Consider the following 12,125-nt stretch of genomic DNA (forward strand, 5'->3'; position numbering starts at 1 on the left):
GCTGGCGCTGAAGCTGGGCGGGCTTACCCGTCCAGCTTCGCGCGGAGCCCTCCGATGATGACGTCGAGCCCGAAGTCGAACGCATGGTTGCCGCGCTCCGCCGGAGGGCCGGCATGGCTGACGGCGCGCTTGAGCGTGGGATAGCCCTCCGCCGGCGGATCCCAGACGACGTCCGGCGCGGCCAGATCCAGGGCCGCGCCCAACGCAAAGCTGTCAATCGTGGAAATCGCCGACACCACGTCCCGGCCACGGAAACCGGCAGCCTCCAAGGCAAGCGCGAGGTCCTCGTAAAGCCCGATGACCTCGGGGTCGGTAATGGACTGGAGCACCATCAGGGGTGCCAGCCGCGGATGGCGGGCAAAGGCGTCCCGGTAGGCGCGGATCAGGATCCGCAGGGCACCTTCCCAGTCCTCATGGTCCACCGGCGGATACGGCTCCTCGGTGATGATGCGGTGCCTGAGCAGTTCCAGGATCTGGTCCCGTCCCGAGACGTGGTTGTAGATCGAGGACTGACTCACGCCGATCTTCCTGGCGAGTTTGGGAAAGCTGAAATCCCCGCTCTGGTCCACCAGTTCAAGTGCGGCCGTCGTGAGGGCCTCCACGGAAATCAATGGGAGGGGCGGGCGGCCCATCGGTTCTCCTCACTGCAGCTCTTGGACATCGGCTCCAGCCTAGCGGGCTGACACATATCCGCCCGTGCCGGCAAAACTATTGTGCTCTGGACCACTTGGTCCCATACTAAACGAAAGCCTTTCGTTTAAGTGGGCTTCAAGGAAAGGACAGAGCTGTGCCCGAGACCAAAACAAAACCAATTGCGCCGTCCGTGGATGGCGCACTCAAGCGCAATGCCCTGGGCACCGGAGGCATAGCCTTCCTGGTGATCTCGGCTGCGGCACCCTGACAGTGATGGCGGGCGTGGCCCCGGTGGCGATCGGAGTAGCGGGCATCGGCGCCCCTGCCGGTTACCTCCTGGCGGGCATCGTCCTGACCCTCTTCGCCATCGGTTTCATGGCGATGACGCGCCACGTCAAAGCCTCCGGCGGCTTCTACACTTACATCTCGATTTCTTTGGGAAAGACCGTGGGGCTGGCGTCCGCCATCCTTGCGATCATCTCCTACAACTGCCTCCAGATCGGCGTCTACGGGCTCTTCGCCGTCCAGACGCATGACATGCTGCAGGTCCTCTTTGGGCTTGAGGTTCCGTGGCCCGCCATTGCCCTCATCGCCGTCGCGGCCGTCTGGTTCCTGGGATACCGGGGGATCGACGTGGGCGCCAAAGTCCTCGGCGTCCTCCTGGTCGCGGAAACAGGCATTCTCGGCGTGATGGGCGTGGGCATCCTCAGCAGCGGTGGCGCACACGGTATCAGCCTGGGCTCCTTCAGCCCCGGGCAGGCCTTTGGACCTGGCGTCCTGGCAATCCTGGGCATCTGCTTCGCCGCCTTCATGGGCTTTGAATCCACGGTGTTGTACCGCTCCGAAGCCCGCAACCCGGATCAGTCAGTTCCCCGCGCCATGTACATCGCGGTGGGCTTCATGTCCGTGTTCTATGCCTTCATCGTCTGGGCCGTCATCCAGGCCTTTGGCGACGACCAGGTGGTGGAAGCCGCTGGCGAACTGTCCGGCGGGATGTTCTTCCAGACCATAGGGCAGTATGTGGGACCCTGGGCTGAAACTGCCATGTACGTCCTGATCGTCACCAGCGTCTACGCATCACAACTGGCGTTCCACAACGCCATCAACCGCTATGTCTACATGCTGGCCAGGGACGGGGTCCTGCCGGCGTTCCTCGGCCGCACGCACCACCGGTTCAGGTCACCGCACCGTGCCGGGCAGCTGCAGACCCTGTTAGCAGCGGTGGTCATCACTGTCTGCGCCATCCTGAACGCGGACCCGTACCAGCAGCTCCTGATCTGGGTGAACACCCCGGGCATCTTCGGCATCGTGGGCCTCCAGGGGCTGGTGTCCGTGGCAGCATTCCTGTACCTCCGCCGGAACCCTGCTGCTGCCCGCAACAAACTCCTCGCCCCGCTCAGCCTCGTATCAGCGGTCCTGCTCTTCGGCGTCGTCATCCTCATCGCACTGAACATCGAACTCCTTACCGCGGCCGACGCCCTGACCAACACCATCCTGATCCTGGTTACGCCTGTGGTGTTCGCCGGGGGCCTGCTGGCCACCCGGTGGCTGCGCCGCCGTCGTCCTGCCACCTTTGACCGCATTGGAAGCTTCGAAGCACATGAATGACATGAATGACATGAATCCTGACCTCATTATCCTTGCCGGCACAGTCCACACCATGGACGGGACACCCAACGGACCTGCGCCTCAGGCTGTAGCGGTCCGGGACGGGCACATCCAGGCGGTTGGAACGCGGCACGACGCGCAGTCCTGGGGTCCGGCCGAGGTCATCGATTTCGGTGACGCCGTCCTTACCCCGGGGTTGGTCGACTGCCACGTCCACCCCGTCATGGGCCTGGACATGACACGCGGCCGCGACCTCTCCGGCATCACGGACCTTGCCGCCGTGCGCGCCTTGCTGCGGGCAGAGGCGGCGGCAACGCCGGCGGGCGAATGGGTCCGCGGCTGGGGACTCGACCCAAATGCCTTCGGGTCAGCGCCGCCGCACCGGGAGCTGATCGACGACGTCGTGGCCGGCCGCCCGGCCGTGATCCGGCTGTTCGATGCCCATTCCGCCCTGGCGAGCACGGCGGCGCTGGAGACCGCCGGCATCACCGGGCCACGGCACTTCGACCAGGCAGCCGAAGTGGTCTGCGACGGCAGGGGGAACCCCACCGGTCTCCTGCTCGAAGCCGCGGCTTTGGACCTGGTCCTGAAACATATGCCCCAGGAGACTTTCCAGGAACGGAAGCGCCGGCTGGGTGAGCTCTTTGATTCGTTCTCCCGGGCAGGCCTGACAGGCATCCATGTCATGGACTGCGGGGAGGGAACCCTGGAGCTCCTTGCCGCCCTTGAGAACGATTTGGCCGGATGCGGCAGGGGCCTGCCGGTGCGCGTGCGGGTTTCGCCATGGTGCATGCCGGGAAGCGGGGAGGCCGACTGGCGGCGGCTGGTGGAGCAGGTCAGGACTGCTCGGGGCTCCCGGTGGGAAGTGGCCGGAATCAAGCTGTTCGTGGACGGCACGGTGGACAACGGCACGGCCTGGCTTTTTGAGCCCGACAGCCACGGCCAGTCCGTCGCACCCTTTTGGCCAAGCCCGGAGGAGTACAACCGGGCCATCAGGTTCTTCGCAAGCCAGGGCATTCCCACCGCAACCCATGCCATCGGTGACGCCGGCGTGGCGGCAGTGCTGGCAGCGTTCGAGGATCTTCCGGCGGACCTGCCCCGGGCTCCGCACCGGATCGAGCACCTTGAAACGGTCCCGGACGGACTCATCCAAAGGTTCGCCGGTTCCGGCCTGATCGCCAGCATGCAGCCCAGCCACTGCACCCACTATTCGCGCGCGGACCAGACGGACAACTGGTCAAGGCGGTTGGGAAAAGAACGGGCGGACCGTGGATGGCGGTCCGCTGACCTCCGGTCCGCAGGCGTAACGCTCGCGCTTGGCTCCGATTGGCCTGTCGCCCCCTTTCCGCCCCTTCCGATCCTCGCAGACGCGCAACTTCGGCGGCGGTCGGGCCACCCGGATGAACAGCCGATTGTGCCGGGCCAGGCGCTCACAGCACGCCAGGCGCTGGAAGGCTACACCTCGCACGCGGCCGAAGCTGCAGGGGAGCGGACGGTATCGGGCTCGGTAACGGTGGGCAAGCGCGCTGATTTCACCGTTTTCGACGTTGATCCACTGTCAACGGCCCCTGATGAGCTGGCGCAGGGTCACGTGCTGGCCACTGTGGTGAACGGCCTGCTGCAGCACTGTTCCGTGGGCGTCGCCGGCTAGCGGCGGCGGATTTTGCCCCAGGGGTTTTGCCCCAGCCCCCGCCGCGCGGGGGCTGGGCTTACGTGATCCCCCTTCCTAGACTGGGGTGATGATCACAGTCACCGGAAGTGTGGAAACCAACCTGTCCGCGGAGAAGGCCTTTGCCTTCATGAGTGAGTTCGAGAACACCCCCAAGTGGGACCCCAACACGCCCGTCATGGACAAAACCACCCCGGGGCCGGTGGCCGTGGGGCACAAGTACCATGCCGAGTCCGAGTTCCGGGGGAAGCGCCAGACCCTGGTCTACGAGGTCATCGAGCTGACCGACAACCACATCAAGCTGCGCGGCGAGAACAAAACCGTGACTTCCTTCGATTCCATCGACGTCACCCCCAACGGGACCGGTTCGGTGGTGAAGTACACGGCCGAGTTCAGCATCAAGGGACCGGCCAAGATCATCCAGCCCCTCCTGAAGCCCGCCTTCATGTCGCTGCGGGATCCGGCGCTGAACGGCATCCGGGACACCCTCAACGCGCTGGCAGCAGCCTGACGGCTTCGAAAAACTCCCTGATCTCATGGCGGGGGTCGGCTTCAAGCCGGGACTCGCCGTCGAGCACCATGGTGCGCCGCTGCCCTCCAACTCCCGGCCACGGAAGGCGTTCCGTGCCAGGTGTCCCGGTTCCGGCGAAGGCCGCCCAGGCCCGGCTCATGGCGTCGCTGAGGGACACCGGTGCCTTGCCCCGTGTGAGGAAGGCGGCCTCCGGCGCGTCCAGGTGCCGGAAGACGAATGGGATGTCCAGGGCGTGGCAGGCACCCAGTTTCCCGCCCATGGCCGGGCTGCGCCATGTGAACAGGTAGGCGAAGTCCTTCCCGGCGGCTCCTTCACCGGTCGCTCCGTGGGCCAACCGGCCTGCGGCAGCCGCCTGCCTCGCGTCCAGCAGCCGGTTGCTGGGCTGGCGGTAAAGGGAATCCGCGATGGCGGCTTCCAGGAGTTCCTTGCCTGACGGTTCCCTGCCCAGCACCCTGGTGAGCGCCTCCGTATAGCCGGGGGCAAGCGCCGGCGGCACCCCGCTCCGCACAGCACGGCGGCCGCACGGTCCGGGTAGCCCGGGTCCGACCCCGTGTCCGGGCGCATCTCGACGGCGAATGAGCCCTCGTTCAGGTTGGTGCCGATCAGCAGGTCCACCCCGAAGTTGACCCCGTTGCCGATACTTTCCAGCGGTGGCAACGGAAGCGACGGCGTGCCCACCGTGGGCTGGAATGGCAATGGAACCGCGAAGGACTCCGCCGCAGCACGCTGTTCCAGGGCGGCCTGCGCTTCCAGCAGCCGCTCCACAGGGAGGGTCAGCAGTTGGTTGGCGGAGGAGGCATCCAGACCACACAACTCAAGGAATGTGGCGCTGATCCGCGCCGAGTCCTCCGGCCGGCGGCAGCGCTCGGCCGTGCCGCTTTGCATGATGGCCCGGCGGAAGAGCCCTTCCGACGCCGGCATGCCCAGCAGGGTGCCGATGGCTGCGGCGCCTGCGGACTCCCCGAAGATGGTCACGTTGTGCGGGTCGCCGCCGAAGGCGCCGATGTTGCGGCGGATCCAGCGCAGGGCCTCCAGCTGGTCCAGCAGGGCGAGGTTGGACGAATCGGCGTAACCGGGCCCCAGCAGGTCCGCCAGGTGCAGGAAACCCAGCGCGCCCAGGCGGTAGTTGATGGATACCAGCACCACGCCCGCCGCAGCCGCCAGCCGGGCGCCGTCGTACATTGCGTCACTGTTGGCGCCCATGAGGTAGGCGCCGCCATGGATCCATACCATTACGGGCCTGGCCGGGCCTTCCGTTGCCGGCGTCCAGATGTTCAGGTTGAGGCAAGCCTCTTCGCTCCAGGTGCGCGGCGTAGTGCCGGGAGGGGCATGGGACTCGGGATTCTGGGGCGCGGCGGGGCCAGGTGCGGTGCAATCAAGCACCCCGCTCCATGGCGATACCGGTACCGGCGGGCGGAATCGGTTGCTTCCCGACGGCGGCTCCGCGTAGGGGATGCCAAGGAACCGGTGGACGGTGGTCCCGTCAGTCTCAAATGAATTGCCCAGGACGGATCCGTCCGGAGTGGAGAGGGGCGTCATGGTTGACAGGTTACGACACGGGCGAAGGTAGGCTGGCATCACCGTTCGGCAGTGGGCGGCCACAGAGGTGTGGCTTTTAACCAATGTCCGGGAGGTAAGACGCGTGCTCCATGCCGGCGTGCCTGAAGACGAGGATTTTGCAGACGTTGCCCTGCATCTCCAGGAGTCCTTCCTGCAGAACCCTGAAGTTGAGGCATTTCTCCAGGATCTTGCAGCCTACGCGGCGGCCCGGCTTGGCGGGGAGGGGCACGTGTGCTCCTGCGAAATCGTGGTGCTGCGGCCCAAAAACCCGCGGCATGTGCCAGCAGCCACCGCAGTGCACAACTCCTCTGCCAGCTGGAGGCCACGCTTGGCGATGGTCCCGGCGCCACGGCCATGCGGGCAGGAAAGACAGTGCTGGTTTCCGACCTCCGGCGCGAAGACCGCTGGCCGGAGTACGTCCACGCTGTCCAGGAGCAGGGCTTCCGCTCGGTATTGAGTATCCCCGCGCTGCTGGAAGGCGATTCCCAGGGCGTGATTACGTTCCACTGTTCACAGCCCCTCGTCTTTGGCAGCCATGGCATCGGTGCCGCGGAAGCGTTTGTCCGGCAGGCCTCCAAGGGGCTGACACTTGCCCTGCGGATGCTGAAGCTGGAAGAGACCAGGGACGGCATGAGCGCCGCCATGCAGACGCGTACCGTGATCGACCTGGCAACCGGGGCCATCATGGCGCAGAACCGGTGCAGCCAGGCTGCGGCCTTCAAGCTGCTGCGGGACGCGTCCAGCACGCGGAACATGAAACTCCGGGATGTTGCGGCCGCCGTCGTCGCGTCAGTCGCCGGCGCCGCGGACACCTTCACCTACTTCGACGAGTAGGGATCCTTCCGTTCCGGGTCACGGTGTTCCGGCTGCAGGGTGGAAAGGGCGGAACCGCTGAGCGGAGCCCGTAGCGGCAGGCCTTCGGAAGCGCAGTGTTCGTTGACAGCCTGCGCCAGTGCGTCGCGTTCCTTCGTTGAAAGGGCGGCTTCGCCTGCGCAGTAGTCCCGGATGAGCTGTTCAGAGGCGTCCCCGCCCAGCCCAACGAACTCCAGCCACAGCTGTGCCAGATCCAGCCGGTACTCCTTTATCAGAGCGCCGGTCAGGGCCTGCTGGTCCACGGCATCCATCGTCACGTCCTTGCCTTTGGTTGCACTCCTACGGTTGGGATTCGGAACCGGCGGCACCGTGGATGGGAAATGATCCAGGAAAATCCACAAGGGGAATTGACCCAGGCAGGCCGTGGGACCTTTGCCCCTAGGCAGGCAACTCCCGGAAGCAGTCAACTGGAGTGTCCGGAGCCGGCGAGTACACCCGGCGAGCACAACAGGAGGCAGAGACCATGGGCGCATGTGATGTCTGCGGCAGCAGCGAGGGCCGCATGTTCACCGTCAATATGGGGAACCAGACAGGCACGTTCGACAGCTTCGAATGCGCCATCCACATGATGGCTCCCGCATGTGAGCACTGCGGTTGCCGGATCCTGGGCCACCCCGTGGAAAGCCAAGCAGGCATCTACTGCTGCCTGCACTGTGCCAAGGAAGCAGGGAATCCCCACCAGGCCGCCAAACCTGAGCACTCCACGGTGGCCGTTCCGGCACACGGTGCATCAGCGGGCCAGGCCTAGTCCCGCCGGCACCACCGCAACAGGAAAAGGGAAGCCGTGCCCGGTAACGGAAGCTTCAGGATCGTGGTGGGCGTGGACGGTTCCGACCAGTCCCGGTCGGCAATGGACTGGGCCATCGAGGAGTCCAGGCTGCGCAAAGGTGAGGTCCAGGCGTTGACCGCCTGGAGCTTCCCTTATGTCAGCGATGCCCTGGGCACCGCCTGGGACTACGAGATCTTCCAGAAGGACGCCCAAGCGATCCTGGAGGCGGAGCTTGAACGCATCAAGGACCAGGGCGTGACGATCACAGGACGGGTCGTGGAAGGCAACCCGGCAGCGGCACTCATTGACGCCTCCCGCGATGCCGACCTGGTTGTCGTCGGCTCCCGGGGCCATGGCGGATTTACCGGCATGCTGCTCGGCTCTGTATCCCACCAGACCATCCACCATGCGCACTGCCCGGTACTGGTCATCCGCGAGCCTGCCGCAGATTAGGACGGACCTTCCACCTTTCGGTGAATGGAAAGTGTCGTCGTGTGATGCTGCCTGCGCTGCAAGGCTTGCAGGATGGACATGATTCGGATTGAACCCCGGTGCCGCGTGATTGTCGACAACGACTGGGCCGGCGACCCCGACGGCCTGCTTGGACTGGCCCACCATGCCCTGTCCCCGGCAAACAGGATCGCAGCCGTCACAAGTTCCCTGACGAATCCGATGTTCGGGCTGCCGGAGGGCAGATCCCAGCGGGGCGCCTGCCTGGCCGGGGAACTGCTCCGGGTGCTCGAGCGCCCCGAACCGGCGGCGGTGCATCCCGGACCGGACAGCCCTTTTACCGGCCAACCACGGAGCTCCGCTGCGGCGGGCGCGATCATTGAAACCGCAATGACCGCGGATGACCTGCCCTTGATTCTGGTGTGCGCCGGTCCGCTCACCAATGTTGCGGACGCGCTCCTGCTGGAGCCGGGCATCGCCCGGTTGCTGACGCTTGCCTGGGTCGGCGGAGCCGCCCGGAACGACGACGAGTACAACTACTTCACGGACCCCGCCGCTGCGGACTTCGTGCTGGCGAACCAGGAGCTCGCAGTCTGGCAGTTCCCCGCCGAAACGTACCGGCAGATGGTGGCGTCCGTCGCGGAACTCGATCATGCCTTCAGGGTTGCCGGCCCGGCCGGCGAGTGGCTGTGGGAGCACTTCAACAGTCTTGAGGTGCCGGACTTCGTGAAATTCGGGCCGGTGTGGTGCCTTGGAGACAGTGCACCCCTGGTGGTCACCGGGCTGGATGACGTCACCTCGGTGTTCACCGAAACGTCCGCGAGGCCGTCCCGCCGGATTTATACGGGTGTGGACAGCCGGTTGGTTCTTGCGGACTTCTTTGCGAAGCTGCACCTGCACGCCCGGCGGCCGTAGACAAGGGCAAAAGGCCTGCGGCAGAGGAATGGCCCGGACTTCCATGGGAAGTCCGGGCCATTATGAACCACGCTTAAGCGGGTTGCGGTGCCCCGGCCCCGGCGTGCTCCCTGGCCAGGTTCCCCAGCCAGCGCGCGCTCTCCTTGGGAGTCCGTTCCTGGGTGGAGCGGTCCACGGCGATCAGGCCAAACTTGGGCCCGTAGCCGAAGATCCACTCGAAGTTGTCGAACGCGGTCCAGGCGATGTACCCGCGGACATCGATGCCGTCCGCAAGGCAGGAAGCAACCCCGTCGACGGCCGTCCGCAGGTACGCCACCCGCTGCGTGTCATCCTCGGTGGCCAGGCCGTTCTCCGTGACGATCACGGGGATCCCGGCGATCCGCTGGGCCTCGCGGATGGTGGACTCCAGTGCCTGGGGATAGATTTCCTCGCCCATCTGGTTGGTGGGCACGCCCTCCGGTGCGGGCGCATGGCCATCGGGGCCGTACACGGTGCGCCCGTAAGTCTGGATGCCCACGAAGTCGTCACCCCGGGAGGCTTTGAGGAAGCGTTCGTTGACGTCCCGGCGCACCCGGTCTGCAATCCCTTCGCCACCGGGCAGCGCCTGGATATCGGAGTTTGCGAGGGTCCACCCCACCTGGAGGTCCGGGCGATGGGCTTTGATGGCCTTGGTGGCGGCCCGGTGCGCCGCCACCTTGACCTGGAACCCCGCCTCCGTGGAGCAGAACTGGAACGGGGCAACAGTGCTGGCATCCACGCCCAGGCGCTGGGCGGCGGCCGCCCAGATGGGCACCGAACCGCGGTTCTCCGGGGCTTCCCCGCCGATGCCGAATGACTCCAGCAGCCAAGGGAGGTTCGGCTCGTTCAGGGTGCAGGCGACGCCGATCAGGTCACCCAGGTGGGCCATGACCCGGTCGCAGTAGCGTGCGAAGAGTTCGGGCGTCCGGCTGCCCTCCCAGCCGCCGATCCGGAGGAGCCACAGCGGTGACGTGAAGTGGTGGAACGTGACCACCGGGGTGAGTCCATGTTCGTGGCAGGCTTCCAGCACCCGCTTGTAGTGGTCCAGCGCAGCCACCGAGAACTGGCCTTCCTCCGGTTCGATCCGGGCCCATTCCATGGAGAACCGGTAGCTGTTAAAACCGAGGCCGGCGATCAGTGCGATGTCCTCGCGGTAGCGGTGGTAGTGGTCCACGGCGTCCCCGGACGGCTCCGCGAAGATCGTTCCGGGAAGGTGCTCCAGGAACCAGGTATCGCTGTTGACGTTGTTGCCTTCCACCTGGTGGCCGGCGGTGGCCACGCCCCAAAGGAAGTCGCGGGGGAACGGGTTGGTCATGGGGTTCCTTTCGTGATGGACGCGTGCAGGCGTCCGAGGCTTCGTTGCCTTCCATCCTTCCGCCCGGCGTGACCGCCGCCACAATACCTTTTCAATCAATGACATTGTCATGTTTGGCGCCTGTGGCCCCGGCTGATTCTTGAAGGAGCCGGACATCCGGCCCCACTGTTTTTCTTTCCGTTGCAGTCATAGAAGAATGCGAAGGCGCACCACATGAAATTCCTGACCACCACCGCACGCGGCAGCGCTGCCGTCCTGACCGGTGCCCTGTTGGTGGGCTCCCTGGCCGCCTGCGGCGGCGGGTCCAGCCAGGCAGCCGCCAAGGCTGACACCAGCAGCCTGACCCTTGCCATCGACAGCGACTCGGCCTCCTTCGGCTTTGATCCGCTGCGCGTCTCGGCAGCGCAGCGCCAGTTCTTCGAGGGCCTCTACGACAGCCTGATGACGCTCCAGCCCGACGGTTCCACCGGCCCCGGCCTGGCCAAGGAATTCAGCTACAACGCGGACAACACCGTCCTGACGCTGACCCTGAAGGACGGCGTGACCTTCACGGATGGCTCCACGCTGGACGCCGCACTGGTCAAGGCCAACCTTGACCGACGGTCCGACCCCGCCCTGAGCGCCTACTCGGCCGTCGCCAAGGGCGGCGCCCAGGAAATCGCGTCCGTTGACGTGGTCAGCCCCACCCAGGTGGCCCTGACCTTCGCCAAGCCGCAGCCCGGATTCGAGAAAAACCTGGCCTCCACCACGGGCATGATCGTGGGCAGGAACGGCGTCACGGACACGTCCAGCCTCGCTGCAACCCCTGACGGCTCCGGACCGTACACCCTTGACCCCTCCACCGTGAAGGGCAACAAATACGTCCTGGTGAAGAACGACAAGAGCGCGGACGCCTCCAAGTACGCCTACAAGAAGGTGGTCTTCAGCGTGGTCCAGGACCCGCAGGCCCGCGCCAACGCCCTGGTCTCCGGCCAGGCCGACGTTGCCATGCTGACGTCCTCCACGGTGGACTTCGCCAAGTCCAAGGGCGTTGGCGTTTCGCAGATCGGCGGCACCGTGAACACCATGATCTCCTTCGACAAGATCGGCAAGACCGCACCGGCGTTCGCCCAGGAGAAGGTCCGCCAGGCCATCCAGTACGCCATCAACCGCCAGGCCCTGGTGGATGCCCTGCACAAGGGCGACATCCCTGCATGGAACGCCCTGCCCAAGGATTCGGCCGGCTTCACCAAGGACCTGGAAACCACATTCGCGTACAACCCGGACAAGGCCAAGAGCCTGCTGGCCGAGGCCGGCTACCCCAACGGCTTCGAGTTCACCATCATCGCAAGCGCGCAGACCCAGACGGACCTGCAGGCCGTCCAGAAGGACCTCGCCGCCGTGGGCATCACCATGAAAGTCAAGATGGCAGCCTCCACCGACGAAGCGTTCGCCGCCGTCGCCACCACACCCCTTGGCTACGCTCCCCTGAACTGGGACAACCCCGTCGGCGTGATGTACGGAGCCATCCTGAACGGCTTCACCAACGTGCAAAAGGCCACCGATGACAAGCTCAGCGCCGCTACCGGCGAGCTGGCCGCGGCCAAAGACGACGCCGCCGTCAAGGCAGCCGCCACCAAGCTGAACACCCGCCTGGTGGAGTCAGGCTGGATGATCCCGCTGTATGAGGCGCTGACCAACCAGGGCTACAACACCAAGAAGGTGGCCCAGGTGAAGTTCGCCGGCACCAACGCCTACCCGCTCCTCTCGTCCTACACGCCGGCCAGCTAATACCCGCACCTTC

14 protein-coding genes are annotated in these 12,125 nt (G+C 65.7%); 8 read left to right on the plus strand and 6 right to left on the minus strand.

Annotated features, from left to right (window positions below; genetic code table 11):
- Nucleotides 1-23: 23 nt before the first annotated feature.
- The gene (locus tag OUO20_RS19480) at nucleotides 24-632 is read right to left on the minus strand and encodes a TetR/AcrR family transcriptional regulator (RefSeq protein WP_018770885.1); all 609 of its coding nucleotides are present in this window, start codon (nucleotides 630-632) and stop codon (nucleotides 24-26) included.
- A 274-nt stretch (nucleotides 633-906) separates the two neighbouring features.
- On the opposite strand from OUO20_RS19480, the gene OUO20_RS19485 reads away from it, so the two are divergent.
- The 3 genes from OUO20_RS19485 (at nucleotide 907) to OUO20_RS19495 (ending at nucleotide 4,421) form a co-directional block, all read left to right on the plus strand.
- A complete protein-coding gene (locus tag OUO20_RS19485) occupies nucleotides 907-2,241 on the plus strand; it encodes an APC family permease (RefSeq protein ID WP_268002456.1) in 1,335 nt (444 codons plus the stop codon).
- A 1-nt stretch (nucleotide 2,242) separates the two neighbouring features.
- Nucleotides 2,243-3,892, plus strand: a complete 1,650-nt coding sequence (locus tag OUO20_RS19490) for an amidohydrolase (protein ID WP_268003472.1) — start codon at nucleotides 2,243-2,245, stop codon at nucleotides 3,890-3,892.
- A gap of 88 nt (nucleotides 3,893-3,980) precedes the next feature.
- The gene (locus OUO20_RS19495; RefSeq protein ID WP_018770882.1) at nucleotides 3,981-4,421 is read left to right on the plus strand and encodes an SRPBCC family protein; all 441 of its coding nucleotides are present in this window, start codon (nucleotides 3,981-3,983) and stop codon (nucleotides 4,419-4,421) included.
- Here the strand turns inward: OUO20_RS19495 and OUO20_RS21610 are convergent.
- The 3 genes from OUO20_RS21610 to OUO20_RS19510 all read right to left on the minus strand — a co-directional run bounded on the left by OUO20_RS21610 (nucleotide 4,399) and on the right by OUO20_RS19510 (nucleotide 6,231).
- A complete protein-coding gene (locus OUO20_RS21610) occupies nucleotides 4,399-4,599 on the minus strand; it encodes a hypothetical protein (RefSeq protein ID WP_326498056.1) in 201 nt (66 codons plus the stop codon). The two genes, OUO20_RS19495 and OUO20_RS21610, sit on opposite strands and share 23 nt — an antisense overlap.
- Entirely contained in the window at nucleotides 4,578-5,981 is a 1,404-nt protein-coding gene (locus tag OUO20_RS19505; RefSeq protein ID WP_326498057.1) for a carboxylesterase/lipase family protein, read from the minus strand. Before OUO20_RS19505 ends, OUO20_RS21610 begins: the two co-directional genes overlap by 22 nt.
- Nucleotides 5,982-6,057: 76 nt before the next feature.
- Entirely contained in the window at nucleotides 6,058-6,231 is a 174-nt protein-coding gene (locus OUO20_RS19510; RefSeq protein WP_268002458.1) for a hypothetical protein, read from the minus strand.
- Between the two features lie 2 nt (nucleotides 6,232-6,233).
- Between OUO20_RS19510 and OUO20_RS19515 the strand changes: the two genes are divergently transcribed.
- A complete protein-coding gene (locus OUO20_RS19515; RefSeq protein WP_268002459.1) occupies nucleotides 6,234-6,836 on the plus strand; it encodes a GAF and ANTAR domain-containing protein in 603 nt (200 codons plus the stop codon).
- On the opposite strand, the gene OUO20_RS19520 is transcribed toward OUO20_RS19515, so the two are convergent.
- Entirely contained in the window at nucleotides 6,821-7,126 is a 306-nt protein-coding gene (locus OUO20_RS19520) for a hypothetical protein (RefSeq protein ID WP_018770879.1), read from the minus strand. The genes OUO20_RS19515 and OUO20_RS19520 overlap by 16 nt on opposite strands.
- 212 nt (nucleotides 7,127-7,338) lie before the next feature.
- Here OUO20_RS19520 and OUO20_RS19525 point away from each other — a divergent pair, with 212 nt between their 5' ends.
- From OUO20_RS19525 to OUO20_RS19535, 3 genes are all read left to right on the plus strand, one after another.
- Entirely contained in the window at nucleotides 7,339-7,623 is a 285-nt protein-coding gene (locus OUO20_RS19525) for a hypothetical protein (RefSeq protein WP_144600947.1), read from the plus strand.
- 36 nt (nucleotides 7,624-7,659) lie between these two features.
- Nucleotides 7,660-8,097: a universal stress protein gene (locus OUO20_RS19530; RefSeq protein WP_268002460.1), complete on the plus strand. Its 438-nt coding sequence runs from the start codon at nucleotides 7,660-7,662 to the stop codon at nucleotides 8,095-8,097.
- Between the two features lie 78 nt (nucleotides 8,098-8,175).
- The gene (locus OUO20_RS19535; RefSeq protein WP_268002461.1) at nucleotides 8,176-9,009 is read left to right on the plus strand and encodes a nucleoside hydrolase; all 834 of its coding nucleotides are present in this window, start codon (nucleotides 8,176-8,178) and stop codon (nucleotides 9,007-9,009) included.
- A gap of 73 nt (nucleotides 9,010-9,082) precedes the next feature.
- On the opposite strand, the gene OUO20_RS19540 is transcribed toward OUO20_RS19535, so the two are convergent.
- Nucleotides 9,083-10,342, minus strand: a complete 1,260-nt coding sequence (locus OUO20_RS19540; RefSeq protein ID WP_056388290.1) for a glycoside hydrolase family 1 protein — start codon at nucleotides 10,340-10,342, stop codon at nucleotides 9,083-9,085.
- Nucleotides 10,343-10,555: 213 nt separating this feature from the next.
- On the opposite strand from OUO20_RS19540, the gene OUO20_RS19545 reads away from it, so the two are divergent.
- The gene (locus OUO20_RS19545; RefSeq protein ID WP_268002462.1) at nucleotides 10,556-12,112 is read left to right on the plus strand and encodes an ABC transporter substrate-binding protein; all 1,557 of its coding nucleotides are present in this window, start codon (nucleotides 10,556-10,558) and stop codon (nucleotides 12,110-12,112) included.
- Nucleotides 12,113-12,125: the final 13 nt, after the last annotated feature.

The sequence above is a fragment of the Arthrobacter sp. FX8 genome (genome assembly GCF_026723805.1).
In the GTDB taxonomy this organism is placed as follows: Bacteria; Actinomycetota; Actinomycetes; order Actinomycetales; family Micrococcaceae; genus Arthrobacter.